20 protein-coding genes are annotated in these 24,830 nt (G+C 71.0%); 10 read left to right on the top strand and 10 right to left on the bottom strand.

Annotation, left to right across the window (positions count from 1 at the left end; all coding sequences use genetic code 11):
* The first annotated feature begins 132 nt into the window (after window positions 1-132).
* The 3 genes from ACGF8B_RS06735 (at window position 133) to ACGF8B_RS06725 (ending at window position 4,477) form a co-directional block, all read left to right on the top strand.
* The gene (locus tag ACGF8B_RS06735; RefSeq protein ID WP_392735375.1) at window positions 133-1,536 is read left to right on the top strand and encodes a maltokinase; all 1,404 of its coding nucleotides are present in this window, start codon (window positions 133-135) and stop codon (window positions 1,534-1,536) included.
* 71 nt (window positions 1,537-1,607) lie between these two features.
* Window positions 1,608-3,938, top strand: a complete 2,331-nt coding sequence (glgB, locus tag ACGF8B_RS06730; protein WP_392735374.1) for a 1,4-alpha-glucan branching enzyme — start codon at window positions 1,608-1,610, stop codon at window positions 3,936-3,938.
* Between the two features lie 185 nt (window positions 3,939-4,123).
* Window positions 4,124-4,477, top strand: coding sequence for a beta/gamma crystallin domain-containing protein (locus tag ACGF8B_RS06725; RefSeq protein WP_392735372.1), 354 nt, complete (start codon window positions 4,124-4,126; stop codon window positions 4,475-4,477).
* Between the two features lie 43 nt (window positions 4,478-4,520).
* Here ACGF8B_RS06725 and trxA read toward each other — a convergent pair whose 3' ends face one another.
* The 3 genes from trxA to ACGF8B_RS06710 all read right to left on the bottom strand — a co-directional run bounded on the left by trxA (window position 4,521) and on the right by ACGF8B_RS06710 (window position 6,738).
* A complete protein-coding gene (trxA, locus tag ACGF8B_RS06720) occupies window positions 4,521-4,862 on the bottom strand; it encodes a thioredoxin (RefSeq protein WP_342284793.1) in 342 nt (113 codons plus the stop codon).
* A gap of 3 nt (window positions 4,863-4,865) precedes the next feature.
* On the bottom strand, window positions 4,866-5,270 hold the full coding sequence (locus tag ACGF8B_RS06715) for a MerR family transcriptional regulator (protein ID WP_342284795.1): 405 nt from the start codon (window positions 5,268-5,270) through the stop codon (window positions 4,866-4,868).
* Window positions 5,271-5,379: 109 nt separating this feature from the next.
* Window positions 5,380-6,738, bottom strand: coding sequence for a cation:dicarboxylate symporter family transporter (locus ACGF8B_RS06710; RefSeq protein WP_392735369.1), 1,359 nt, complete (start codon window positions 6,736-6,738; stop codon window positions 5,380-5,382).
* Between the two features lie 167 nt (window positions 6,739-6,905).
* On the opposite strand from ACGF8B_RS06710, the gene ACGF8B_RS06705 reads away from it, so the two are divergent.
* The 3 genes from ACGF8B_RS06705 (at window position 6,906) to ACGF8B_RS06695 (ending at window position 10,212) form a co-directional block, all read left to right on the top strand.
* The gene (locus tag ACGF8B_RS06705; protein ID WP_392735368.1) at window positions 6,906-8,741 is read left to right on the top strand and encodes an ATP-binding protein; all 1,836 of its coding nucleotides are present in this window, start codon (window positions 6,906-6,908) and stop codon (window positions 8,739-8,741) included.
* Window positions 8,738-9,412, top strand: a complete 675-nt coding sequence (locus ACGF8B_RS06700; protein ID WP_392735367.1) for a response regulator — start codon at window positions 8,738-8,740, stop codon at window positions 9,410-9,412. Before ACGF8B_RS06705 ends, ACGF8B_RS06700 begins: the two co-directional genes overlap by 4 nt.
* 158 nt (window positions 9,413-9,570) lie before the next feature.
* Entirely contained in the window at window positions 9,571-10,212 is a 642-nt protein-coding gene (locus ACGF8B_RS06695; protein ID WP_392735496.1) for a helix-turn-helix domain-containing protein, read from the top strand.
* Window positions 10,213-10,240: 28 nt separating this feature from the next.
* Here ACGF8B_RS06695 and ACGF8B_RS06690 read toward each other — a convergent pair whose 3' ends face one another.
* Both ACGF8B_RS06690 and ACGF8B_RS06685 read right to left on the bottom strand, forming a co-directional pair.
* The gene (locus ACGF8B_RS06690) at window positions 10,241-11,272 is read right to left on the bottom strand and encodes a helix-turn-helix domain-containing protein (protein ID WP_392735365.1); all 1,032 of its coding nucleotides are present in this window, start codon (window positions 11,270-11,272) and stop codon (window positions 10,241-10,243) included.
* Window positions 11,273-11,525: 253 nt separating this feature from the next.
* Complete coding sequence (locus ACGF8B_RS06685) at window positions 11,526-12,551, bottom strand: ATP-dependent 6-phosphofructokinase (RefSeq protein WP_392735364.1); 1,026 nt, start codon at window positions 12,549-12,551, stop codon at window positions 11,526-11,528.
* A gap of 219 nt (window positions 12,552-12,770) precedes the next feature.
* On the opposite strand from ACGF8B_RS06685, the gene pta reads away from it, so the two are divergent.
* From pta to pyk, 3 genes are all read left to right on the top strand, one after another.
* On the top strand, window positions 12,771-14,897 hold the full coding sequence (pta, locus tag ACGF8B_RS06680; protein WP_392735362.1) for a phosphate acetyltransferase: 2,127 nt from the start codon (window positions 12,771-12,773) through the stop codon (window positions 14,895-14,897).
* Window positions 14,898-14,902: 5 nt separating this feature from the next.
* On the top strand, window positions 14,903-16,174 hold the full coding sequence (locus ACGF8B_RS06675) for an acetate kinase (RefSeq protein ID WP_392735360.1): 1,272 nt from the start codon (window positions 14,903-14,905) through the stop codon (window positions 16,172-16,174).
* 74 nt (window positions 16,175-16,248) lie between these two features.
* The gene (gene pyk / locus ACGF8B_RS06670; protein ID WP_124716322.1) at window positions 16,249-17,679 is read left to right on the top strand and encodes a pyruvate kinase; all 1,431 of its coding nucleotides are present in this window, start codon (window positions 16,249-16,251) and stop codon (window positions 17,677-17,679) included.
* Between the two features lie 93 nt (window positions 17,680-17,772).
* On the opposite strand, the gene ACGF8B_RS06665 is transcribed toward pyk, so the two are convergent.
* From ACGF8B_RS06665 to ACGF8B_RS06650, 4 genes are all read right to left on the bottom strand, one after another.
* The gene (locus tag ACGF8B_RS06665) at window positions 17,773-19,047 is read right to left on the bottom strand and encodes a hypothetical protein (RefSeq protein WP_392735358.1); all 1,275 of its coding nucleotides are present in this window, start codon (window positions 19,045-19,047) and stop codon (window positions 17,773-17,775) included.
* Window positions 19,037-19,603, bottom strand: a complete 567-nt coding sequence (locus tag ACGF8B_RS06660; protein WP_392735357.1) for a DUF6114 domain-containing protein — start codon at window positions 19,601-19,603, stop codon at window positions 19,037-19,039. The genes ACGF8B_RS06665 and ACGF8B_RS06660 overlap by 11 nt, the downstream gene beginning before the upstream one ends.
* Window positions 19,604-19,697: 94 nt before the next feature.
* A complete protein-coding gene (locus ACGF8B_RS06655; RefSeq protein WP_342284814.1) occupies window positions 19,698-20,339 on the bottom strand; it encodes a DUF6230 family protein in 642 nt (213 codons plus the stop codon).
* Window positions 20,340-20,941: 602 nt separating this feature from the next.
* Window positions 20,942-21,919, bottom strand: a complete 978-nt coding sequence (locus tag ACGF8B_RS06650) for a tetratricopeptide repeat protein (RefSeq protein ID WP_392735355.1) — start codon at window positions 21,917-21,919, stop codon at window positions 20,942-20,944.
* A 340-nt stretch (window positions 21,920-22,259) separates the two neighbouring features.
* Here ACGF8B_RS06650 and ACGF8B_RS06645 point away from each other — a divergent pair, with 340 nt between their 5' ends.
* Window positions 22,260-22,889, top strand: a complete 630-nt coding sequence (locus tag ACGF8B_RS06645; protein WP_392735353.1) for a TetR/AcrR family transcriptional regulator — start codon at window positions 22,260-22,262, stop codon at window positions 22,887-22,889.
* A 135-nt stretch (window positions 22,890-23,024) separates the two neighbouring features.
* Here the strand turns inward: ACGF8B_RS06645 and ACGF8B_RS06640 are convergent, their stop codons facing one another.
* A complete protein-coding gene (locus tag ACGF8B_RS06640; RefSeq protein WP_259934717.1) occupies window positions 23,025-24,725 on the bottom strand; it encodes a methylmalonyl-CoA mutase in 1,701 nt (566 codons plus the stop codon).
* Between the last annotated feature and the right edge of the window lie 105 nt (window positions 24,726-24,830).

Genomic DNA, 24,830 nt, shown 5'->3' with positions numbered 1-24,830 from the left:
GTTTTGATCCCATCGAGTCGAGTCCGTACGGACCATCCTGACCCGACACGTCCCGCACAGCCGGACAGCTATTGCCGCAATCCGGGACACTCTTCGCATCCTGTGGTGTGCCCGGGGAAAGGACGCGATGCCATGTCGGAGGCTGCATCCCTTCGGGTCGCCCTGGCCGACAGCCCAGCCCTGCTCCCGTCTCTCGCCCCCCTGCTGTACGAATGGCTGCCCCGCCAGCGGTGGTTCGCGGGCAAGGGGCGGCCGATCACCGCGTTCTCGCTGGTGTCGGCGACCGAGATACTGCCGGTGGGCACCGGTCCCGTCGCCGCCGGAACCGGAACCGGGCTGCTCCATCTGCTGGTCCAGGTCCAACAGCCGGCCACGCCCGAGCGGTCACCGGACGACTGCTACCAACTGCTGCTCGGCGTACGGTCCATGCTGCCGCCCCGGCTGGCACCCGCGCTCATCGGCAGGGTGACCGAGGGGCCGCTGACCGGCCGCACCGTCTACGAGGCGCTGCACGATCCGCGCCTGGCCGAACTTCTGCTGGAACGATTCCGTACCCCCGGCACCCTGGGCGCGCTGCGCTTCGACCGGAGCGGCCCGGCCATCGCGGCGGGCCTCGCGCCGCGGGTGCTCGACACCGAGCAGTCCAACACCTCGCTCGTCTACGGCGACGCGTACATCCTCAAGATCTTCCGCCGGATCTTCCCGGGCACCAACCCCGATCTGGAGCTGCCGCTCGCGCTGGCACGGGAGGGTTGCGGGCGGGTGCCCGCCCCGGTCGCCTGGTTCGAGGCCGCCACCGCCACGGAGCCGCTCACCCTCGGCGTCCTCCAGCCGTTCCTGAGCGGCGCGCAGGACGGCTGGCAGCTCGCACTGCGCGCCCTGGCCGAGGGCCGGGACTTCACCGACGAGGCCCACGCGCTGGGCCGGGCCACCGCCGAGGTGCACACCGCGCTGGCCGCCGCCCTGCCGACGCCCGCCCTGCACCGCGCCCAGACCGAGCACCTGGCCGCCGCGATGGTGCGCCGGCTGGAGGCCGCCGCCCAGGCGGTACCGGAACTCGTGCCGTACGTCCCCGGGCTGCGCACCGCCTTCGACGCGGTGGCCGCGCTGGGGCACCGGGCACGCGACCGGGCGGCCCAGCGGGTGCACGGCGATCTCCATCTCGGCCAGACGCTCCGCGCGGCCGACGGTTTCTGGTCACTGATCGACTTCGAGGGCGAACCGGCCAGGCCGCTGCCCGAACGCCGCCGGCCGCAGCTCCCGGTCCGCGACATCGCCGGGATGCTCCGCTCCTTCGACTACGCGGCCCGCTCGCACCGCCCGTGGAACGCCGACTGGGCGGCCCGCTGCCGGACCGCCTACTGCGAGGGGTACGCCCGCGCGTCGGGCGCCGACCCGCGCGGCGAACCGGAGCTGCTGCGCGCCCACGAGACCGACAAGGCCGTGTACGAGGTGCTGTACGAGGCACGGCACCGGCCCGACTGGCTGCCGGTCCCGATGGCCGCGATCCACCGCCTGGCCGCCGCCGACGACTGACGGCCCGGCACGCGCCGCCCGCCGCCGCTCCCCCGCTCCTTTCCCCGACCCCCTCCGAGGAGGCTGTCCCCGTGACCGCCCGCAAGCCGTCCCGCAAAACGCCCGCCCCCACCGAGACCCCCCAGGTCAAGCCCCCAGCACCCGAGGCGGCGGCCCCCGCCGCGAAGCCGCGCCCCCGCCGCAACGCCGCAGGCCGGGGCGTACGGCGGGCACACCCCCTCGACGACGGCGACCGGGGCCGGCTGCTGGCCGGCGAGCACCACGCCCCGCACGACCTGCTCGGCGCCCACCCGGTCCGGGGCGGGGTGACCTTCCGGGTGCTGCGCCCGTACGCCCGCTCGGTGGCCGTGCTCGCCAAGGGGCTGCGGGCCCAGCTGCACGACGACGGCGACGGGTTCTTCTCCGGGCTGCTGCCGATGCCCGAGCTGCCCGAGTACCGGCTGCTGGTCGCCTACGACGACAACGAGACCGAGGTGCATGACCCGTACCGCTTCCTGCCCGCGCTCGGCGATCTCGATCTGCATCTGATCGGCGAGGGCCGGCACGAGGAGCTGTGGACCGCCCTGGGCGCACAGCCCATGGAGCACCAGGGGGTGGCGGGCACCCGGTTCACCGTGTGGGCGCCCAACGCCCGCGGGGTGCGGGTCGCCGGGGACTTCAACTACTGGGACGGCACCGGCTTCCCGATGCGCTCGCTCGGCTCCTCCGGGGTGTGGGAGCTGTTCCTGCCCGCGATCGGGGAGGGCACGCTCTACAAGTTCGACGTCTGCCGCCCGGACGGCTCGCACACGCTGCGCGCCGACCCGATGGCCCGGTACGCCGAGGTGCCGCCCGCCAACGCCTCGATCGTGACGGCCTCGCACCACCGGTGGCAGGACCAGGAGTGGATGGCGCACCGCGGGGACGTCCCGGTGCACGAGGCGCCGGTCTCGGTGTACGAGGTCCATCTGCCGTCCTGGCGACCGGGCCTGACGTATCGTCAACTCGCTGCCCAGCTGCCGGCGTACGTGAGGGATCTCGGTTTCACCCACGTCGAGCTGATGCCGGTCTCCGAGCACCCCTTCGGCGGCTCGTGGGGGTATCAGGTCACCGGCTTCTACGCCCCGACGTCCCGCATGGGCACCCCCGACGACTTCCGGTTCCTCGTCGACTCCCTGCACCGGGCCGGGATCGGGGTGATCGTCGACTGGGTGCCGGCGCACTTCCCGCGCGACGACTGGGCACTGGCCCAGTTCGACGGCCGCCCGCTGTACGAGCACTCGGACCCGTCGCGGGCGGCGCATCCCGACTGGGGCACCCTGGAGTTCGACTACGGGCGCACCGAGGTGCGCAACTTCCTGGTGGCCAACGCCACTTACTGGTGCGAGGAGTTCCACGTCGACGGGCTGCGGGTGGACGCCGTCGCCTCGATGCTCTACCTCGACTACTCGCGCGAGGAGGGCGAATGGTCCCCCAACGAGCACGGCGGCCGGGAGAATCCGGACGCCGTCGCGTTCCTCCAGGAGATGAACGCCACCGTCTACCGCCGCAATCCCGGTGTGGTGACCATCGCCGAGGAGTCCACCGCCTGGGACGGCGTCACCCGCGCCACCCACCACACCGGACCCGGCGGCTTCGGGGGCCTCGGCTTCGGGCTGAAGTGGAACATGGGCTGGATGCACGACTCGCTGGAGTACGTGTCGAAGGAGCCGGTGCACCGCAAGTACCACCACAACGAGATGACCTTCTCGATGGTGTACGCGTACAGCGAGAACTACGTCCTGCCGATCTCGCACGACGAGGTGGTGCACGGCAAGCGGTCGCTGGTCTCCAAGATGCCCGGCGACTGGTGGCAGCAGCGCGCCAACCACCGCGCCTACCTCGGCTTCATGTGGGCCCACCCCGGCAAACAACTCCTTTTCATGGGACAGGAGTTCGCCCAGGGAGCGGAGTGGTCGGAGGGCCACGGCCCGGACTGGTGGCTGCTCGACCCCTCCTACGCGGCGGAGAGCGACCACCGGGGCGTGCGCACCCTGGTGGGCGATCTGAACACGGTCTACGCCGAGACTCCCGCGCTCTGGCAGCGCGACACCGTGCCGGAGGGCTTCGACTGGGTGGACGGCGGCGCCGCCGAGGACAACGTCTTCGCCTTCCTGCGCTACGACGCGCACGGCTCACCGCTTCTCGCGGTCAGCAATTTCTCCCCGGTGGTGCGGCACGACTACCGCGTGGGCGTCCCCCGGGTGCCCGGTGACCGGGTCGCGTGGGCGGAGGCGCTGAACACCGACGCCGCGCGGTACGGCGGCAGCGACGTGCTCCACGGCGGACCGCTGAAGCCCGAACCGGTGGCCTCGCACGGCCGGCCCGGCAGCATCGTGTTGACGCTGCCGCCGCTGGCGACGGTCTGGTTCAAGCCGGTGTGAGCCGGAATTCACCAGCGTGTGGCCGATTCCTTTCCGGTGTCCGTGGCCCACGCATTCACGTTCAGGTGATTTCCCTCCGGCACCCTCCTGAATCGATGATCCACTTCATACGATGCTTACCAAGCGCCGATGTCCACGCCTGACGGAGTGGGCTCCTGGTTCCATATTCGATTCAAGGGGAAACCATGATCTCAAGAACGAGGAACGTCATGCGCACGATGGCCGCGGCGCTCGCCGCAGCCGCCGCGTTCACCCTGGCCGGCCCGGTCGGCACTGCTTCCGCCATCGACCACGTCACCTGCGACCCGGACGCGGGCTTCCTGAAGATCTGGTCGCACAACGGCAGCGGGCGCGACAGCGTGGACTGCTATGCGAATCGCGGGAAAATCGACTTCGGCGGGTGGTGGGTCGACCAGATCTCCACGGGAAACAACGACGTGAAGTACTACGACGCCAATGGCGATGTGGTGAAAATCGCCCGGAATTCGAATATCAAGTATTCGAACGTACCGAAGGTCAATGCCATCGAAATCCTGTAGGGATTTCTTCCCGGGACGTTCCGTGGTCCCGGTCGCGCCCGCCTCACGCCGTCTCGAAGACCTCCTCCAGCTCCTGGAGGAGCTTGCGCCTGGGGCGGGCGCCCACCATCGCCTTCACGGGTTCACCGCCCCGGAAGACCATCAGGGTCGGTGCGGAGAGCACCGCGTACCGGCTCGCTACGCCGGGGCTGGTGTCGATGTCCAGCTGGACGACCTCCATGCGCCCGGTCAGTTCGGTGGCCACGGCGCTGAGCACCGGGGCGAGCTGTCGGCACGGGCCGCACCAGTCGGCGGTGAATTCGACGAGCACCGGGCCGTCCGCCGCGAGCACCTCGGCGTCGAAGGTGGCATCGGTGACCTCGGCCACGCCCTCTGCATGAATCATCTGTCATCCTCCCAGTTCACAACGTGGTTCCGGACCGCCGGGGAGTACCGCCCCGGCCTCCAGCTCGGCCCTGGCGAGCTGTGCGCCCACCTCGGCGCGGACCGTGCGGAGCTGTTCGATGAGCGAGTCGAGCTCGCCGAGCTTGCGCCGGTAGACGGCGAGCGAGGCGGGGCAGGCGTCACCGGCGGGGTGGCCGGCCCGCAGACAGTCGACGAACGGCCGGGTCTCCTCCAGCTCGAAGCCGAAGTCCTGAAGGGTGCGGATCTGCTGGACGAGGCGCAGATCGTCCTCGTCGTACGCGCGGTAACCGTTGCCGGTCCGCCGCGCGGGCAGCAGTCCGCGGGACTCGTAGTAGCGCAGAGTCCGCGTGGTCGTCCCGGCCCGTTCGGCCAGCTCCCCGATTCGCATGTCCTCGACCGTAGACCTTGACGCGGACGTCAAGGCAAGCGCGAAGGGGCCGCCGCGGGAATCCCCGCGACGGCCCCTTTCCGGTGCCCGCTTCCGGTGCCCGGTGTGGTTACGCCTTCGCCACCGCGCGCCGCTCGTCGCCCTCGCGCGGCTCCGGGACGCCGTGCGCGTCGGCGTCCTGGTTGAGCATCTGCTCGTTCCACGGGAGCGCGCCGGAGAGCACCCGGTCCACCCGCTCCTTGTCGATCTCCTTGGTCCAGGTGCCGACCAGGACGGTGGCGACCGCGTTGCCCGCGAAGTTCGTCATGGCCCGGGCCTCGCTCATGAAGCGGTCGATGCCGACGATCAGGCCGACGCCGTCGACCAGGCCGGGGCGGTGCGACTGGAGGCCGCCCGCGAGGGTTGCCAGGCCCGCGCCGGTGACTCCGGCCGCGCCCTTCGAGGCGACGATCATGAAGAGCAGCAGCGAGATCTGCTCACCGGCGCTCAGCGGGTCGCCCATCGCGTTGGCGATGAAGAGCGAGGACATCGTGAGGTAGATCGCGGTGCCGTCGAGGTTGAAGGAGTAGCCGGTCGGCACGGTGATGCCGACGACCGGGCGGCTGACGCCGAGGTGTTCCATCTTGGCGATGAGCCGGGGCAGCGCGGACTCGGAGGAGGAGGTGGAGAGGATCAGCAGGAACTCGCGGCCCAGGTACTTCAGCAACGCGATCAGGTTGACCCCGGCGACCAGCCGCAGGATGGTGCCGAGCACCACGAAGACGAAGATCGCGCAGGTCAGATAGAAGCCGATCATGATGATCGCGAGGGACTTCAGCGCGTCGACACCGGTCTCGCCGACCACCGCCGCCATCGCGCCGAACGCGCCGACCGGGGCCGCCCACATGATCATGGCGAGGATGCGGAAGACGAGGCGCTGGATGTGGCCGATGCCGCGCAGCACCGGTTCACCGGCCGAGCCCATGGCCTGGAGCGCGAAGCCCGCGAGCAGCGCGACGAGCAGGGTCTGGAGCACCTCGCCCTCGGTGAAGGCGGAGACGATCGTGGTCGGGATGATGCCGAGCAGGAAGTCGGCGGTGGACTCGCTCGCCCCGGCGGCCTGCTTCTCACCGGCGGCGCGTACCGCCTCGGTGAGGTGGAGGCCCTGGCCGGGCTCCAGGAGGTTGCCGACGAGCAGACCGATGGCGAGCGCGACGGTCGACATCACCAGGAAGTAGCCGAGGGCGAGGCCGCCGACCGCGCCGACCTTGGCGGCCTTGCGCACCGACCCGACGCCCAGCACGATCGTGCAGAAGATGATGGGCGAGATCATCATCTTGATCAGGTTGACGAAGCCGGTGCCGATCGGCTTGAGCTCGACGGCGACGCCCGGGGCCGCGAAGCCCACCAGGATGCCGAGCCCCACCGCCGCGATCACGGCCAGATACAGATAGTGCGTGCGGTCCCGCTTGGCGGCTGCCACTCCCACGGGGGGTTCTCCTCGGCTCGTCCGGTAACTCCCCCGTCCCTGGGGGTGCAAGGGCTGCCCGGCGGATGGGAGCCGGAAGAACCCTTGGCGAATATCTCGCTCCCTGTGACGCCGGTCACCGTTGCGTGCATTTCGTTCATCGGATTTCGGCCAGGCAGACTGTGGCCATGCGTCTCCCCCGCCCCCGTACCCGCCCGCGCAGCCTGGCCGGTCAGCTCTTCGCCATGCAGGTGGTGCTGGTGGCGGCCGTGGTGGCGGGGTGCGCGTTCTTCGCGTACGCGTCCGGCAGCGAGCAGGCGAAGGAGACCGCGGCCCGGCAGGTCAGGGCGGCCGCCCTGGCGATCGCCGATTCGCCGTCGGTACGGGAGGCGATCGGCACCCCGGACCCGTCCGCCGTGCTCCAGCCGTACGCGGAGCGGGTCCGCAGGGACACCGGGATCGCCTTCGTCACGATCATGTCCCCGCAGCGGGTCCGCTGGACCCACCCGGACTCCGACCGGATCGGCGAGCAGTTCCTCGGGCACACCGCGCGGGCGCTGCGCGGCGAGACGTTCACCGAGACGTACACCGGCACGCTCGGCCCCTCGATCCGGGTCGTCACACCGATCCGGGACGGCTCCAGGATCACCGGCCTGGTCAGCGCGGGCATCACGGTCGAGCGGGTCTCCTCCCAGGTGCGGGCGCAGCTCGGGGCACTGGGGCTGGCGGCGGGCGGGGCGCTCGCCCTCGGCGGTCTCGGCACGTACGTGATCAACGCCCGGCTGCGGCGGCACACGCACGGGATGAACGCCGCCGAGCTGAGCCGGCTGCACGACTACCACCAGGCCACGCTGCACGCGGTGCGCGAGGGGCTGCTGATGCTCGACGGGCGGCGCCGGATCGCGCTGATCAACGACGCGGGCCGGGAGCTGCTCGGTCTGGGGCCGGGTGCGGTGGGGCGCAGGGTCGCCGAGCTGGATCTGCCGGCGCCGCTGACCGGTGCGCTGCTCGCCTCCGAGGAGCGGGTCGACGAGCTGCATCTGACGACGGACCGGGTGATCGTGGTCAATACCCGCCCGGTGGTGGGCGGGGAGCAGCGCGGCACCGTGGTGACGCTGCGCGATCACACGGAACTCCAGGCGCTGTCCGGTGAGTTGGACTCCGAGCGGGGGTTCACCCAGGCCCTGCGCTCGCAGGCGCACGAGGCGGCGAACCGGTTGCACACCGTCGTCTCGCTGATCGAACTGGGCCGGGCGGAGGAAGCGGTGGGCTTCGCCACCGCCGAGCTGGAACTGGCCCAGGCGCTCACCGACCGGGTGGTGGGGGCGGTCGCCGAACCGGTGCTGGCGGCACTGCTGCTCGGCAAGGCGGCGCAGGCGAACGAACGAGGGGTGGAGCTGGTGCTCGCGGACGACAGCCTGATCGACGACGGCGACCTGCCGGCGACGCTGTCGCACCGGGATCTGGTGACGATCCTCGGCAATCTCATCGACAACGCGGTGGACGCGGCGTCGGAGGCGGTGACCGGTGCGGGGCCCGGGTCCGTGCCCGCCCAGCGAGGGGGCGGGCGGGCCGCCCGCGCCCGGGTCACCGTCACCGCGCTGGCCGGGGAGGGCGAGCTGCTACTGCGGGTCGCCGACACCGGTGCCGGGATCGGCCCGCAGGACGCCGCCGCGGTCTTCGACCGCGGCTGGTCGACGCACGGCACCGGCCGGGGAATCGGCCTGGCCCTCGTCAAGCAGGCGGTGCACCGCAACGGCGGCACGGTCACCCTGGACGGCGGCACGGACGGCGGCACGGACGGCGGCACGGACGGCGGCACGGTCACCCTGGACGGCGGCACGGGGACCGGCACGGCCGACGCCGCGGCGACCGGTACGGAGACCGCCGCGGAAGCCGGTGCGGCCGGCGATGCGGAGGCCGGTACGGAAGCCGGTGCGGACGGCGGTGCGCGGTTCACGGTGCGGCTGCCGCTGGAAGTCGCCGGCCGCACGGCGCACACCACGAAGGAGGCCACGGCGTGATCCAGGTGCTGGTCGTCGAGGACGATCCCGTCGCCGCGGACGCCCACCGGCTGTACGTGGGCCGGGTTCCCGGGTTCACGGTGGCGGCCGTCGCGCATTCGCGGGCCCAGGCGGTGCGGGCGCTGGACCGTACCCCGGTCGATCTGCTGCTCCTGGATCTGTATCTGCCCGACGGGCACGGCCTGCAGCTGCTGCGCTCGCTGCGTGCGGCCGGACACTCGGCGGACGTCATCGCGGTGACGTCGGCGCGGGATCTGGCGGTGGTCCGGGAGGGGGTGTCGCTCGGGGTCGTCCAGTACGTGCTGAAGCCCTTCACCTTCGCCACCCTGCGCGACCGTCTGGTGCGCTACGCGGAGTTCCGAGCGGCGGCCGGCGAGGCGAGCGGCCAGGACGAGGTGGACCGGGCGCTCGGCGCGCTGCGCGCCCCGCAGCCGGCCCAGCTGCCGAAGGGGCTCAGCGGCCCGACGCTGGAGGCCGTCACCCGGGCGCTGCGGGCCGCCCCGGACGGGGTGACGGCGTCGGCGGCCGGGGAGGAGCTGGGCATCTCGCGGATCACCGCACGCCGCTATCTGGAGCACCTGGTGACGGTGGGGCGCGCGGTGCGCAGCCCGCAGTACGGCCAGATCGGCCGCCCGGAGCTGTACTACCGGTGGGTGACCCAGCACCGCTGAACCCGTACGGCCCACGGCCCTTAGGACGTTCCTACGATCCGTGGATATCGGTGGAACACACCGTAGTCATTCCATGCCTTGACTCCTACGGTGGGGCCGTGCACCCGTCCCCGCCGTTCAACGCCCCCGCCGCGCGCCGCCTGCGCGAGGCCCTGGGGATGCTTCCCGGCCATGTCGCCTACGGTCTCGGTGCCCAGTACGGGCTCCGGGTGAGCACCGATACGGTCGTCGCCTGGGAGCGCGGGCTCGCCTCGCCGACCGAGTACGAACTCACCGCGCTGGCCGGGGTGCTGTGGTGTTCTCCGGCCGAACTCCTCACCGCCGCACGCACCCTGCGGGAGCACCGGGTGGCCAGGGAGCTGGCCGTGGAGGAGCTGGCGCGGCTGCTGGGGCTGACCGCCTCCGCGTATCGGCGGATGGAGGAGTCGGGGCGCTGGCGCGGCAACGAACGCCAGTCCGCGGCGCTCGCCCAGGTGCTGGAACTGACGCCGGCCGGGTTCGTGACGGTGTCCGGCCGGGACGAGGAACTGGCGGAGCTGCTGCGCGGCGCGGTGACCACCCGCTGGCAGGCGCAGCTGCGGCCGGTGGCGAAGCTGGTGCCGCTGGAGCGCGGCTTCCTCCAGGACGTGCTGGAACAACTGCACACCGATTACCAGGCGCTGATGGTGTCGACGCTGAGCTGGAGCAGCACGGGTACGGAGCGGGCCGGGACCACGGGCGACGAGGGACGGGTGTTCCTGGCGGAGATCCTGCAACGGTTCTGGCGGGCGGCGGGGGTGCCGGGGCCCGACGGCCGCTGAGGCGTCCGGCCCCTCCCCCCGCGGGTGCTCAGCCGCCGGCCGTCTCCGCGGCCACCGGGTCGAAGGAGAACAGGTTTCCCCGGTCCGCCCGGTCGCAGCCCGTCTGCACCAGTTCGGCGCCGCGCTCCTTGCTGTTCCCCTCGGCACCCACGCACAGGCGGGTGTGGACGGGACGGATGCGGTACCCCTCGACGGGACGGCCGACGGGCTCGATCAGGAACTCCTCCGCGTCACCGCGCTTGCCGCACTCCTGGTCCTGCAAGGGTGCTTCGGCGTCCCGTATCCCGTTCCACACGCCGGTGCAGCCCTTCAGGTGCACCGGGTGATCGGTCACGATCCGCCAGGCGTCACCGGCCAGTGGTCCCAGGGAGAAACGCGGGATCGTCTCCTGCTCGCACGGCACCTGGTACAGCTCCCCGCTGTCGCTGTCCCGCTTCTCGGAGAGGCAGAACCCGGAGTGCACGGACCGTATCTGCACCGCACGCCCGGCCACCGGCCCGGTCACCCGGCGGGATTCCGGCCGGTCGTCGTCCCGCAGGAGGAGGGTGACGGTCACCGCGGCGGCGGCGAGCACGACGAGCGCGACGGCGGCCACCACGACGGTCCCCGGCCGGCGCCGGCGGGCCGGGGACGGTCCGGGGAGGGGGACGGTGGGCGGTCCGGGGAGGAGGACGGCGGGCGGTTCGGGGAGGAGGACGGCGGGCGGTTCGGACGAGTGCCCGGCGGTCGCTTCCGGTGCCGTCACGGACGCCTGCGCCGTCCCGGCCCGCTCCCCGCGCACGGCGAGTTCCTTGCGTACGGCGAGCCAGTCCGCCACCTGCTCGGGCCCGCAGCCGCAGGCCCGTACGAAGGCGGCGAGGAGTTCCTCGCGCGGCACCGACGTACGCCCCAGCATGTTGGCGATCGTGGAGCGCGGCAGCACGTCCCCGACCACTTCGGCCCGCTGGGAGAGTTCACGGAACGTCAGGCCCGACACGTCCTTGAGCAACCGCAACAGGGCGATGAACTCGGGTGCGCTGCGCGCCTCACGAGGATCCGGAGCTCTGCCGTCGACGACCATCTGCTGTGCCTCTCCCCTGGATTCCGCGCCCGGACAAGGTTGGGACATGTCCCGGACAGGGACAAGCCTTGTTGATCCGGTCCGCGGGCTCAAGAGTTGTTTCCGGCACCGCGGCCCGTCCGGATCCGACCATCCGGAACGGCTCCCGGACGCCGGGGGAACGGCAAGCGGCCCTGACCGTCCACGGGGGGACAGTCAGGGCCGCCGGGTCGTCACCCCCGGTCCGCTGCCGCGCGACCGGGGCCTGCCGGGGTCAGAAGACCGACTCGGCCTCGTCCATCCGGTCCTTGGGCACCGTCTTGAGCTGTGTGATCGCGTCGGCAAGCGGAACCATCTCGATGTCGGTGCCGCGCAGCGCGGTCATCCTGCCGAAGTCGCCCCGGTGCGCCGCCTCCACCGCGTGCCAGCCGAAGCGGGTGGCGAGCACCCGGTCGTACGCGGTCGGCGTGCCGCCCCGCTGCACATGGCCGAGAATGACCGGCCTGGCCTCCTTGCCGAGCCGCTTCTCCAGCTCGATGGCCAGCCGGTTGCCGATGCCCTGGAAGCGCTCGTGGCCGAACTGGTCGATCTCGCCCTTGGCGTACGGCATCGAGCCCTCCGCCGGGTGCGCGCCCTCGGCCACACAGATGACCGCGAACTTCTTGCCGCGCGCGAAGCGCTTCTCGACCATCTTCACCAGGTCCTCGACCTCGAAGCGGCGCTCGGGAAGGCAGATGCCGTGTGCGCCGCCCGCCATTCCGGACTCCAGCGCGATCCAGCCCGCGTGCCGGCCCATCACCTCGACGACCATGACCCGCTGGTGCGATTCGGCGGTGGTCTTGAGACGGTCTATGGCGTCGGTGGCGACGCCCACCGCGGTGTCGAAGCCGAAGGTCCGGTCGGTGGCGGAGATGTCGTTGTCGATGGTCTTGGGAACGCCGACGACGGGCATCCCGGCGTCCGACAGCATCCGGGCGGCGGTGAGGGTGCCCTCGCCGCCGATCGGGATGAGGGCGTCCATGCCGTAACGGCGGCTCAGCTCGGCGCAGTTCTCGGCGGCCTCGCGCAGCCGGTCGCGCTCCAGCCGGGCCGAGCCGAGAATGGTGCCGCCACGGGCGAGGATGCCGCTGACCGCGTTGAGGTCGAGGGGGCGGAAGTGACCGTCGAGGAGTCCCTTGAACCCGTCCTCGAAGCCGATGACTTCATCGCCGTGGCCCACCACGGCGCGGTGCACGACCGACCGGATCACTGCGTTCAGACCTGGGCAGTCGCCGCCTGCGGTGAGAATTCCGATGCGCATCGTGCCTTGTCTCCTGCTCGCTAGTGCCGTGCATTTCGGGGGACGTCCACAGAATCCCCCGTACCGTGAGCCACGACGAGTGTCCCATGCCAGGTCCGGACCTGGTGCTCCCCCTCACCCCGGTACGGGCACCTCGCCCGGCGGGCGACGCCTCGGCCCCCGCGGGTATCGTCAACATGGCAATACCATCCCAAACCGAAATTGGACGGGAGAACACGCGTGACGCGCAGCGTGTACGTGACCGGGATCGACCGGGGAGACGGCCGGCAGGTCGTCGATCTGGGAGTCATGGAGCTTCTGACGCGTCAGGTGGACCGGGTCGGGGTGTTCCGGCCGCTCGTCCACGATGGACCCGATCGGCTGTTCGAACTGCTGCGGGCCCGCTACCGGCTCTCCCAGGACCCCGGGTCGGCGTACGGGCTGGACTACCACGGGGCGTCCGCGCTCCAGGCGGAGCAGGGCACGGACGAGCTGGTGTCCCGGCTGGTCGACCGGTTCCATCAGGTGGCCCAGAAGTACGAGGTGGTGCTGGTGCTCGGCACCGACTTCGCCGCCACCCAGCTCCCCGACGAGCTGGCGCTCAACGCCCGGCTGGCCAACGAGTTCGGCGCCTCGGTGATCGCGGTGGTCGGCGGGAAGGGCCAGACCGCGGAGTCGGTACGGGCCGAGACCCGCAACGCCTACCGGGCGTACGCCGGGCTGGGCTGCGACGTGGTCGCGATGATCGTGAACCGGGTAGCGGCCGAGGACCGCGACGCCATCGCGGAGCGGCTGACGGCCACGCTGCCCGTCCCCTGTTCGGTCCTGCCCGACGACGCGGCGCTCTCCGCGCCGACCGTCGCCCAGATCACCGCGGCGCTCGGCGGCACGGTGCTGCTCGGCGACGACTCCGGGCTGGCGAGGAACGCGCTGGACTTCGTCTTCGGCGGCGCGATGCTGCCGAACATGCTGAACGCGCTGACGCCGGGCTGTCTGGTGGTCACGCCCGGGGACCGGGCCGACCTGGTGGTCGGCTCGCTGGCCGCGCACAGCGCCGGGACGCCGCCCATCGCGGGGCTGCTGCTGACCCTGGACGAGCGCCCCGGCGAGGAGATACTCAGGCTGGCCGCGCGACTCGCACCGGGCACCCCGGTCGTGTCGGTGGCCGGCGGATCCTTCCCCACCGCGGCCCGGCTCTTCGCCCTGGAGGGCAAGCTGAACGCCGCGACGCCCCGCAAGGCGGAGACCGCGCTGGGCCTCTTCGAGCGCCATGTGGACACCGGCGCCCTGCTGGAGCGGATCTCGGTGGCCCGCAGCGGCCGCGTCACCCCGATGATGTTCGAGCACGAACTGCTGGAGCAGGCCCGCGCCGACCGTCGCCGGGTCGTCCTGCCGGAGGGCACCGAGGAGCGGGTGCTGCGCGCCGCCGACGTACTGATGCGCCGCGACGTCTGCGAGCTCACCCTGCTCGGCGACCCCGACGTCATCCGCAAGAAGGCCGCCGACCTCGGCATCGATCTCGCCGGTGCGCAGCTCGTCGACCCGCAGACCTCCGAGCTGCGCCAGACCTTCGCCGAGCGGTACGCCCAGCTGCGGGCCCACCGCGGGGTCACGGTCGAGCTGGCGTACGACGTGGTCGCGGACGTCAACTACTTCGGCACCCTGATGGTCCAGGAGGGGTTCGCGGACGGCATGGTCTCCGGGGCCGTGCACTCCACCGCGGCGACGATCCGCCCGGCCTTCGAGATCATAAGAACGAAGGGGGCCGAGCGCAGCTCGTCAGGCAGGGTGGCGGCGGGCGACGGGGGGACGAAGCCGGACGCCTCGATCGTCTCCTCCGTCTTCTTCATGTGCCTCGCCGACAAGGTGCTGGTGTACGGCGACTGCGCGGTCAATCCGGACCCGGACGCGGAGCAGCTCGCCGACATCGCGGTGCAGTCGGCGGCCACCGCCGCCCGGTTCGGCGTGGAGCCGCGGATCGCGATGCTGTCGTACTCGACGGGCACCTCGGGCTCGGGCGCCGATGTCGACAAGGTGCGCGCGGCGACCGACCGGGTCCGTGCGAGCCGGCCGGATCTGCGGATCGAGGGCCCGATCCAGTACGACGCCGCGGTGGAGCCGAGCGTCGCCGCGACGAAGCTGCCCGGTTCCGAGGTGGCGGGCCAGGCGACGGTGCTGATCTTCCCGGACCTGAACACCGGCAACAACACCTACAAGGCCGTGCAGCGCTCGGCGGGCGCGGTGGCCGTCGGGCCGGTGCTCCAGGGGCTGCGGAAGCCCGTCAACGACCTGTCCCGGGGCGCGCTCGTCCAGGACATCGTCAACACCGTGGCGATCACGGCGATCCAGGCGCAGGGCAAGGAGTGAACCGGATGACCACCCCGACCACCGCGGGTTCCAGCACACCGGGCGCGTACCGCGTGCTGGTCCTCAACTCCGGCTCCTCGTCGGTGAAGTACCAGCTGCTGGACATGAGCGACCGCACCCGGCTCGCGGTGGGGCTGGTCGAGCGGATCGGCGAGGAGACCTCCCGTCTGGTGCACACCCCGCTGACCGGCGGCGGCGCGGAGCGGCGGGAGCGGATCGGTCCGATCGCCGACCACGAGGCGGCGCTGAAGGCGGCGGCGGCGGAGCTGGCGGCCGACGGGCTGGGGCTGGACTCCCCGCAGCTGGCGGCGATCGGCCACCGGGTGGTGCACGGCGGACTGCGGTTCACCGAGCCCGTGGTGATCGACGACGAGGTGCTGAAGGAGATCGAGCGCCTGGTCCCGGTGGCCCCGCTGCACAATCCGGCGAACATCACCGGCATCCGTACCGCTCAGGCCCTGCGGCCGGACCTTCCGCAGGTGGCGGTCTTCGACACGGCCTTCCACACGACGATGCCGGAGTACGCGGCGCGGTACGCGATCGACACCGAGACCGCCGACGCGCACCGCATCCGGCGCTACGGGTTCCACGGCACCTCGCACGCGTACGTCTCTCGCAGGACCGCCGAGCTGCTGGGACGCACCCCCGAGGAGGTCAATGTCATCGTGCTGCACCTGGGCAACGGCGCCTCGGCGTCGGCGGTGGCCGGTGGCCGGTGCGTGGAGACCTCGATGGGGCTGACCCCGCTGGAGGGGCTGGTGATGGGCACCCGCTCCGGGGACATCGATCCGGCCGTCACCTTCCATCTGATGCGGGTCGCGGGGATGTCGGCGGACGAGGTCGACGAACTGCTCAACAAGAAGAGCGGCCTGGTCGGGCTCTGCGGCGACAACGACATGCGGGAGATCCGGCGCCGGGTCGACGAGGGCGACGAGCGCGCGGCGCTGGCGTTCGACGTCTACGTGCACCGGCTGAAGAAGTACATCGGCGCCTATTCGGCGGTCCTCGGCCGGGTGGATGCCGTGGCGTTCACGGCGGGGGTCGGGGAGAACTCGGCACCGGTGCGGGAGGCTGCCATCGCCGGTCTGGAGGAGCTCGGCCTGGTGGTGGACGCGGATCTGAACGCCGTGCGGTCCGGTGAGCCCCGGCTGATCTCGCCGGACTACGCGCGGGTCGCGGTGGCCGTGGTGCCGACGGACGAGGAGCTGGAGATCGCCGTACAGATCTTCGCGCTCGTCGGGCAGGCCCACACCCCCGTCGGACAGGCCCACAACTGAGCACCCCCGCGCCCCTTTGTACCTTCCGCCAGACGGAATATTCCGTAGCGAAACAAACCGATAGGATCCGCCTCATGCGCCGTTCCAAAATCGTCTGCACACTCGGTCCCGCCGTCGACTCCCACGAGCAGCTCGTCGCTCTGATCGAGGCCGGCATGAGCGTGGCCCGCTTCAACTTCAGTCACGGCAGCCACGAGGAGCACCAGGGTCGTTACGACCGGGTCCGCAGGGCCGCCGCCGAGACCGGCCGGGCGATCGGTGTGCTCGCCGACCTCCAGGGACCGAAGATCCGCCTGGCGAAGTTCGCCGAGGGCCCCGTCGAGCTGGTCCGCGGGGACGAGTTCACCATCACCGCCGAGGACGTCCCCGGTGACAAGTCGATCTGCGGCACGACCTACAAGGGCCTGCCCGGCGACGTCGCCAAGGGCGACCCGATCCTGATCAACGACGGCAACGTCGAGCTGAAGGTCGTCGCGGTCGAGGGCCCCCGGGTGAAGACCATCGTCATCGAGGGCGGTGTCATCTCCGACCACAAGGGCATCAACCTGCCCGGCGCGGCGGTCAACGTCCCGGCCCTGTCCGAGAAGGACGTCGACGACCTGCGGTTCGCCCTGCGGATGGGCTGCGACCTGGTGGCGCTGTCCTTCGTGCGGGACGCGGACGACGTCAAGGACGTCCACAAGGTGATGGACGAGGAGGGCCGCCGGGTCCCCGTCATCGCCAAGGTCGAGAAGCCGCAGGCCGTCGAGCACATGGAGGGCGTCGTCATGGCGTTCGACGGTGTGATGGTCGCCCGTGGTGACCTGGCCGTCGAGTATCCGCTGGAGAAGGTCCCGATGGTGCAGAAGCGCCTGGTGGAGCTCTGCCGGCGGAACGCCAAGCCGGTGATCGTCGCGACCCAGATGATGGAGTCGATGATCACCAACTCGCGGCCGACCCGCGCCGAGGCGTCCGACGTCGCCAACGCGATCCTGGACGGCGCGGACGCGGTCATGCTGTCGGCCGAGTCCAGCGTGGGCGCTTACCCGATCGAGACCGTCAAGACGATGTCGAAGATCGTCGTGGCCGCCGAGGAGGAGCTGCTCTCCAAGGGCCTGCAGCCGCTGGTGCCGGGCAAGAAGCCCCGTACCCAGGGCGGTTCGGTGGCCCGTGCGGCCTGCGAGATCGCGGACTTCCTGAACGGCAAGGCGCTGGTCGCCTTCACCAAGTCCGGTGACACGGCCCGCCGGCTCTCCCGCTACCGCGCGGCGCAGCCCATCCTGGCCTTCACCACGGACGAGTCCACCCGCAACCAGCTCGCCCTGAGCTGGGGCGTCGAGGCCCACGTCGTGCCGCACGTGGACAACACCGACGCGATGGTCGACCTGGTCGACGGCGAGCTGCTGAAGCTCGGCCGCTACAACGAGGGCGACACCATGGTCATCACGGCCGGCTCGCCCCCCGGCATCCCCGGCACCACCAACATGGTCCGGGTGCACCACGTCGGCGGCGGCAGCCGCGACTGACGCACCCGTCACGCCCGGACGAACGACCGTGGGCCGCACTCCTGAGGAGTGCGGCCCACGGCCCTGTGCGGCTCCCGAACGGGACCGTGTCGGCTAGCCGTTGCCGCCGGTGAAGTAGTTGTGCAGCCCGGGGACCTTGAGCGAGCCGCCGAACTGACCGGCCTGGGTCACCTTGACCTTGGTGAAGAAGGCGAACGGCACGTTCAGCGGAGGCGGTGTCTCCGGGCTGAACGTCACCGGGATGAGACCGAAGAGGTTGCCCTTCAGCTCCTCCGTGTACATCGTCACCGTGCCGTTGCGGATGGTGGACTTGGAGCCCTTCCGCGCCTCGACATGGGTCGTCGTACCGGCCGGACCGACCGTCTTCTGGTGAAGGTTGTCGATGTCGATGGACTTGGCGGTGAACTTCAGGACCTTCTTGACCTTGCCGCCGTACGTCTTCACCTCGACGATGCCCTCGTAGTCGAGCCCGTTGAGGGTGAGCATCGAGCTCTCCAGGATCCACGGGTCGTCCGGAAGCAGCGGAACGCCCGTCTCCAGGTCGGCCGCGGCCAGCGCCTCGGGGTCGGCGGTGGGACAAGGGAAGCGCTGCTTGGCGCCGTCCGGGATGTCCTCGTCCTTCTTGGCGTCGAGTCCCTTGGCGCTGTCGTCGAGCTCCTCGACCGGCTTGCCCGCCTTGCCGGCCGCCTCGCGGATGGCGGCGGCCGTCTTGTCGGCCGTCTCCTTCGCGGCGCCGGTGGCCTTCTCGACGGGCTTCTTCGCCGGCTTCTCGGCGGTGTCGGTCGCCGAAGGCTTCGGGGAAGCGGTGCTCGCGCTCGGGGACGGGCTCGCCGTCTCCTTGTCCGGTCCGTCGAAGAGGTCCCTGAGCGCGTCGCCGACGCCCAGCGGGTCGAGCGGGTTCCTCGACTTCGTGGGGGTGGGCGAGGCGCTCGGCGTGGCGGCAGGCGCGTCGGCCTCGGCGGCCTTCGCCTCCGTCCTGGCCTCCGGCTTCGCCGATTCGCCCGCGGACGGGGTCGCCGAGGGCTTCGGGGTCGCCGAACCGCCCTTGTCACCGGAGTCGGTGGCGGACGGCGACGGGGACGCCGGCTTCGACGCGGACGGCGACGGCTCTTCGCTCGGCTCGTCGGAGCGGGTCACGCAGGGGCCTGGCGCGAAGGGAATGTCGGAGCTGTCGTCGGCCAGCGCGAGCTTGGGGGTGAGCCCCATGCCCACGAAGACGGCCGTCGGCATCGCGGCGAGCGCGAACGCCTTGCCCGCGGGAATGTGCAGCTTCGTCAGCAAGGACTTCCTGGGAGCCGCGTGGCGCGGTCCGCCTCTCGTACCGGAATCCTCCCCGGTCGAGTTCAGCTGCCTCTCGTCACCCCGCACGATGCCTCCCGCCGTCGACCTCAACTGTCGTGTCGTACTGCTCCGGCTGCTGCTGGGGCACCGCTGCCGTGCTGTGGAACTCGGGTCCGGACTCCTGCGTGCCGAGGCCGGCCCCGGACTTCTCCCCCACCGCGCCGGCCGGCGCGAGTTCCGGCTTCGGCTCGCCCGGGGCCCAGGAGATGGAGAGCGCGCCGCCCAGCAGCGCGAACAGGAAGCCGACCAGGAAACCGCCGATGTTGGCGACCGGTATCGAGATCAGCGCCAGCAGGATCGCGGCGACTCCGGCGAACACTCTCACGATGTGGTGGAACCACATGGTGAGGCCCAGCGTGACGAGCAGGATCCCGATGATCAGGGAACCGGCACCGGCAGTGGTGGACATCGCCAGTGTGACGTTGCCGAGGTGCATGTTGGCGTACGGAAAATAGGCGATGGGTAGACCACCCACCATGGTGAACAGGCCCGCCCAGAACGGCCGGTTACCCCGCCAGGTGCGGAATCCCCGCCAGAAGACGCGGAGGTAGTGCTCGTTCTGCCCTGTGGACTCGGGGCTCATGGAAAACAGCTCCCTGGAACCGGTACTGCTGTGAGAAGAGAAAAGGTGGGCGGCCGGAGTCCCCTCGGGAGCGCTCCGGCCACCCGGCGGGTGCTTAGTAGCACTCCTTGACGCCACTGTGCAGCCGCAGGCTCAGGTTGCTGAGCTTGAAGGTGCCGGCGGTGGTCGCCCATGCCGTCTGCTTCACGTTGGTCAGCGTCGCCGTCTTGGCGCGCTGCGCGAAGCCGTTGGGGTTGACGGCCTTCTCGGTACCGGCCTGGATGCCGGGCTTGCCCATGTCTCCGGCGGCGACACCGATGTCGATGTGCTCGAAGTACGCGTCGGCGTCGAGCTCGGCGACATCGAGGTACAGGTTGGTCGCCTCGACCGGCTTCTCCGGGTCGGTGCCCGCCTTCAGCTGAAGCGTGACGTTGCCCAGACCGAACGGAAGGTTCGGAGTGACCACCGACTGGCACATGTTGGTGATCGTGGCATCGCTGAAGCCGGACACGGCAACGGCGTGAGCCCCGTTCTTGCCCTCGGGGTCCATCCCGGTGGCGACGGAGCCGTACTGCACGAAGTCATGGCCGACGAGCTTGTCCGCACGCACCTTGAAGCTCTGGCCGGACACGCTGAAGGACGCCGCGAGGGCACCCTGCGCGAGACCGACACCCACCGCCGCGGTCGCGACGACGCTCGGCACCATGACCAGAGCGAAACGCTTCCATCTGGTGCCGCCACGAACCTGGGAACTCATAATTTTCCTCCTTCTCGGACGTACATCTCCGGTCCGGGCCTGGGCCCGTCCTGGGATGGGAGAAGTGCTACGTCCTCGGCAAGGAGAGCGCCCGCGGACGGAGGCAGGAACCGCGTCCGAATCACCGGCGATCACCCCCGAGCGACAACCACTGGCCACGCGTTCGCGCAACCTGTATCGGACAGGCCCTGCCGGACGACAGGAACCCCCCTGTCCGGAGCCCGCGTCACTGCCGCCGGCCCACTCGGTGGGGACCCAACAAGGGCCGCCGCACCGACTGGCAGCCGGGCTGGCGTTATTGGACCGAGCGTGGCCGATCGTGGTGCATTCCCGCCCGTGACACAAGGGGGTTCGTTACTCGCTAGTAACGGCGCGATAACCGATGCGCGACCGGCTGGTACCGCCCGGCCACACAGGGTGGCGCCGAGGCGAAGGACGAAAGGGTGGATCGATGCGCCAATGCGGACAGATCCCGGTGCTTGATTTACTGCGAGTAACAGGCCCTCGCTTTATCAAGATTTGGTAAAGCAGAGGCGTCTCTTATCGCCCGGACGCGAAAACGGCCGCGGTCCCCGGCGGGGGTACCGCGGCCACTTGTCACATCAGAACAAGACCCGCGCCAGCGCAGTACGCGCGGCACCGACCCGCGGGTCGTCGGGGCCGATCACCTCGAACAGCTCCAGCAGCCGCACCCGTGCGGCGTCCCGGTCGTCACCGAAATTGCGCCGCACCGTCTCGACGAGCCGGCCGAAGGCGTCCTCGACATGACCGCCGACCAGATCCAGGTCGGCGGCGGCGAGCTGCGCCGGGACGTCGGCCGGGTTCGCGGCCGCTTCCTCGCGGACCCGCTGGGCGTCCATGTCCTTGACCCGGGAGAGGAGTTCGGCCTGGGCGAGGCCGAGCTTGGCCTCGGTGTTGGCCGGGTCGTCGGAAAGGACGTTCCGGTACGCCTGGACGGCACCGGCGAAGTCGTCGGCGTCCAGGGCGCGCACGGCCGATTCGAGCAGGGCGTCGTACGGCCCCGCGGGCGCCTCGGCCGGAGCCTGGTCGGCGCTCTCACCGGCGACGTCCTGGTCGACCACGATCCCGGTGAGCCCGAACCGCTCCTCGCCGACCTGGATCAGCTGGTCCAGCGTCTGGCGGATCTGGGCCTCGGGGGCCGCTCCCTGGAAGAGCGGGAGGGCCTGCCCGGCGACGACGGCGAAGACCGCCGGGATGCCCTGGATGCCGAACTGCTGCATCAGCATCTGGTTGGCGTCGACATCGACCTTGGCCAGCACGAAGCGGCCGTTGTACTCATGGGCCAGGCGCTCCAGGAGCGGACCCAGCTGCTTGCACGGCTCGCACCACTCGGCCCAGAAGTCGATGACGACCGGGACTTCGGCGGAACGCTGCAGGACATCGTTCTCGAAGCCCGCCTCATCGACATCGATCACCAGGGCGGACGGCGGCACGGCACCGCCACCACCCTGCCGGGAGGCCTCCGCACGGGCCTGCTCCGCCTTCACCTTGGCCTCGCCGGCCGCCTTCACCGCGGCGAGGTCGACGACGCCGCTCATGGACATGTTCCTAGGCTGCATGCGTACATCCTCCCCCCTTGGTGCACCGATCCGGAAAGCGATACGGGAACCGCGCCCGTCCGCCGCCCCCGCCGGTGTGCGGGGTGTACGGACAGACACGGTCCGAGGCCGTGTCACGGACACGGCCCTGGGCCCCTGAAAGACCCGTTTCGGCGCCGGGTCCCCACCCGGTGCCTGTGGCTGCCATTCGGTTGCGGCGTCACGACGGCATGACCGTCGTCCTTACGCTACGGGTCGTAGCGTAACTGCCGACCGCCCCTCGCGCACAGGTGCGATCGGTGATCTGTCTCACGGCGATCGGGACCGGCCGCTTCTACTTACTGACCGGTATGGTCACGGCATGCTGAGCCGCAGCCACCCCAAACCCCCTCGAACGGGACGTCCGCGCAGTGTCGCGGCCGATGAAGCGATCCTGGAGGCGACCAGGTCCTCGCTGGTCGACCTCGGCTGGTCGAAGCTGACGATGAGCGATGTGGCGACGCGGGCCGGGGTGGCCAAGACGACCCTGTACCGGCGGTGGGCGGGCAAGAACGAGCTGGTCGTGGATGCCGTCGCGGTCCTCTTCGACGAGCTGGAACTGCCCGATCTGGGCAGTCTGTCGGCCGATGTGCAGGCGGTGGTGCTGCAGTTCGCGGCGCTGCTGGAGCGGCCGGAGACCCGGACGGCGCTGATGGCGGTGGTCGCGGAGTCGACGCGTGACGAGGCGCTGCGGACCCGGATCCGCGACTCGATCGTGGACCGGCAGAAGCGGCTGGTGCTCCAGGGCCGTCAACGGGCGCAGGAGCGCGGGGAGTTGCCGGTCGAGCAGGACGAGGACACGGCGTCGACCACCGCCGACCTGATCTTCGACGTGATCGCCGGCGCGGTCGTGCACCGGGTCCTGGTGAGCGCCGAGCCGGTGGACGCGGACTGGGCCCGGCGCTTCACCGTGCTGCTGCTCACGGGGCTGGGGGCCGCGGCCTCCGCCTAGGGCACGCCGAAGGGCCCAGGGCACACCGAAGAGCCCAGGGCGCGTCGAAGGGCCCGGGACACGCCGGAGAGCCCAGGACACGCCGAAGGGGCGGGACGGCCGCGCCGCCCCGCCCCCGGCCGCGTACCGGCCCCGTCAGAAGCCGGGCGGCTCCGTGTAGCTGCCCCACTCGTCGCGCAGGACACCGCAGATCTCGCCGAGCGTCGCCTCGGCCCGTACCGCGTCCAGCATCGGGGCGATCATGTTGGATCCGTCGCGGGCGGCGGCCAGCATCGCGTCCAGCGCCGACTTGACCCGGGCGTCGTCGCGGGCGTCCTTGCGGCCGCCGAGCACCCGGACCTGCTCGCGCTCGACCTCGTGGCTGACCCGCAGGATCTCCAGGTCGCCGGTGACCGAGCCGTGGTGGACGTTGACGCCGACGACCCGCTTGTCGCCCTTCTCCAGCGACTGCTGGTAGCGGAAGGCGGACTCGGCGATCTCGCCGGTGAACCAGCCGTCCTCGATGCCGCGCAGGATGCCGGAGGTGATCGGGCCGATGGGGTGCTGCCCGTCCGGGTGGGCCCGGGTGCCGCGCTCCTTGATCTGCTCGAAGATCTTCTCGGCGTCGGCCTCGATCCGGTCGGTGAGCTGCTCGACGTACCAGGAACCGCCCAGCGGGTCCGCCACGTTGGCGACGCCGGTCTCCTCCATCAGCACCTGCTGCGTGCGCAGGGCGATCTCGGCGGCCTGCTCCGAGGGAAGCGCGAGGGTCTCGTCGAGGGCGTTGGTGTGCAGCGAGTTGGTGCCGCCGAGGACCGCGGAGAGCGCCTCGACCGCGGTGCGTACGACGTTGTTGTACGGCTGCTGGGCGGTGAGCGAGACACCGGCGGTCTGGGTGTGGAAGCGGAGCCACTGCGCCTTGTCGGTCTTCGCGCCGTACGTCTCCTTCATCCAGCGGGCCCAGATCCGGCGGGCGGCACGGAACTTGGCGATCTCCTCGAAGAAGTCGAGGTGCGCGTCGAAGAAGAAGGAGAGGCCGGGCGCGAAGGTGTCGACGTCCAGGCCGCGGGAGAGGCCGAGCTCGACGTAGCCGAAGCCGTCGGCGAGGGTGTACGCCAGCTCCTGCGCGGCCGTCGCCCCGGCCTCGCGGATGTGGTAGCCGGAGACCGAGAGCGGCTTGTAGGCGGGGATGTCGCGGGCGCAGTGCTCCATCAGGTCGCCGATGAGGCGCAGATGGGGCTCGGGCTGGAAGAGCCACTCCTTCTGCGCGATGTACTCCTTGAAGATGTCGGTCTGGAGCGTGCCGTTGAGCACGCCCGGGTCGACGCCCTGGCGCTCCGCGGCGACCAGGTACATGCAGAAGACCGGGACGGCGGGGCCGCTGATCGTCATGGACGTCGTGACATCGCCGAGCGGGATGTCCTTGAAGAGGACCTCCATGTCGGCGGCGGAGTCGATGGCCACGCCGCAGTGCCCGACCTCGCCGAGCGAACGGGGGTCGTCGGAGTCGCGGCCCATCAGCGTCGGCATGTCGAAGGCCACGCTCAGCCCGCCGCCGCCGGCGGCCAGGATCATCTTGTAGCGCTCGTTGGTCTGCTCGGCGTTGCCGAAGCCGGCGAACTGGCGGATGGTCCAGGTCCGGCCGCGGTAGCCGGTCGGGTAGAGCCCCCGGGTGAAGGGGTACTCGCCGGGCCAGCCGATCCGCTCGAAGCCCTCGTACGTGTCCCCGGGCCGGGGGCCGTACGCGGGCTCCACCGGATCCCCGGAGAGTGTGGTGAAGTCCGCGTCACGCTTGCGGGCCTTGTCGTAACGGGCCTGCCAGCGGCGGCGGCCTTCCTCGATCGCGTCAGCGTCCATACCATCGAATTTACTAGGACGTCCTAGTAAATGTCGATGGCAAACCGCCCGGTGCTTCGCACGGGGCGGTTCGGGGGGCCCGCGCGGACCGGAGTCCGGCGCGGA

The sequence above is a fragment of the Streptomyces sp. NPDC047917 genome (assembly GCF_043204345.1).
Lineage (GTDB): Bacteria > Actinomycetota > Actinomycetes > Streptomycetales > Streptomycetaceae > Streptomyces > Streptomyces sanglieri.
The sequence above is the reverse complement of the archived record's forward strand: the minus strand, read 5'-3'. Positions and strand labels throughout refer to the sequence as shown.

Excerpts from the sequence above, each read along its gene's own strand:
- ACGF8B_RS06725 (WP_392735372.1), top strand. The coding sequence starts at position 4,124 with ATGATCTCAAGAACGAGGAACGTCATGCGCACGATGGCCGCGGCGCTC.
- ACGF8B_RS06650 (WP_392735355.1), bottom strand. The coding sequence starts at position 21,919 with ATGCAGCCTAGGAACATGTCCATGAGCGGCGTCGTCGACCTCGCCGCG.
- ACGF8B_RS06645 (WP_392735353.1), top strand. The coding sequence starts at position 22,260 with ATGCTGAGCCGCAGCCACCCCAAACCCCCTCGAACGGGACGTCCGCGC.
- ACGF8B_RS06640 (WP_259934717.1), bottom strand. The coding sequence starts at position 24,725 with ATGGACGCTGACGCGATCGAGGAAGGCCGCCGCCGCTGGCAGGCCCGT.
- ACGF8B_RS06660 (WP_392735357.1), bottom strand. The coding sequence starts at position 19,603 with ATGAGCCCCGAGTCCACAGGGCAGAACGAGCACTACCTCCGCGTCTTC.
- ACGF8B_RS06705 (WP_392735368.1), top strand. The coding sequence starts at position 6,906 with ATGCGTCTCCCCCGCCCCCGTACCCGCCCGCGCAGCCTGGCCGGTCAG.
- pyk (WP_124716322.1), top strand. The coding sequence starts at position 16,249 with ATGCGCCGTTCCAAAATCGTCTGCACACTCGGTCCCGCCGTCGACTCC.
- ACGF8B_RS06735 (WP_392735375.1), top strand. The coding sequence starts at position 133 with ATGTCGGAGGCTGCATCCCTTCGGGTCGCCCTGGCCGACAGCCCAGCC.
- ACGF8B_RS06685 (WP_392735364.1), bottom strand. The coding sequence starts at position 12,551 with ATGCGCATCGGAATTCTCACCGCAGGCGGCGACTGCCCAGGTCTGAAC.
- ACGF8B_RS06655 (WP_342284814.1), bottom strand. The coding sequence starts at position 20,339 with ATGAGTTCCCAGGTTCGTGGCGGCACCAGATGGAAGCGTTTCGCTCTG.
- ACGF8B_RS06675 (WP_392735360.1), top strand. The coding sequence starts at position 14,903 with ATGACCACCCCGACCACCGCGGGTTCCAGCACACCGGGCGCGTACCGC.
- trxA (WP_342284793.1), bottom strand. The coding sequence starts at position 4,862 with ATGATTCATGCAGAGGGCGTGGCCGAGGTCACCGATGCCACCTTCGAC.
- ACGF8B_RS06690 (WP_392735365.1), bottom strand. The coding sequence starts at position 11,272 with ATGGTCGTCGACGGCAGAGCTCCGGATCCTCGTGAGGCGCGCAGCGCA.
- ACGF8B_RS06695 (WP_392735496.1), top strand. The coding sequence starts at position 9,571 with ATGCTTCCCGGCCATGTCGCCTACGGTCTCGGTGCCCAGTACGGGCTC.
- ACGF8B_RS06715 (WP_342284795.1), bottom strand. The coding sequence starts at position 5,270 with ATGCGAATCGGGGAGCTGGCCGAACGGGCCGGGACGACCACGCGGACT.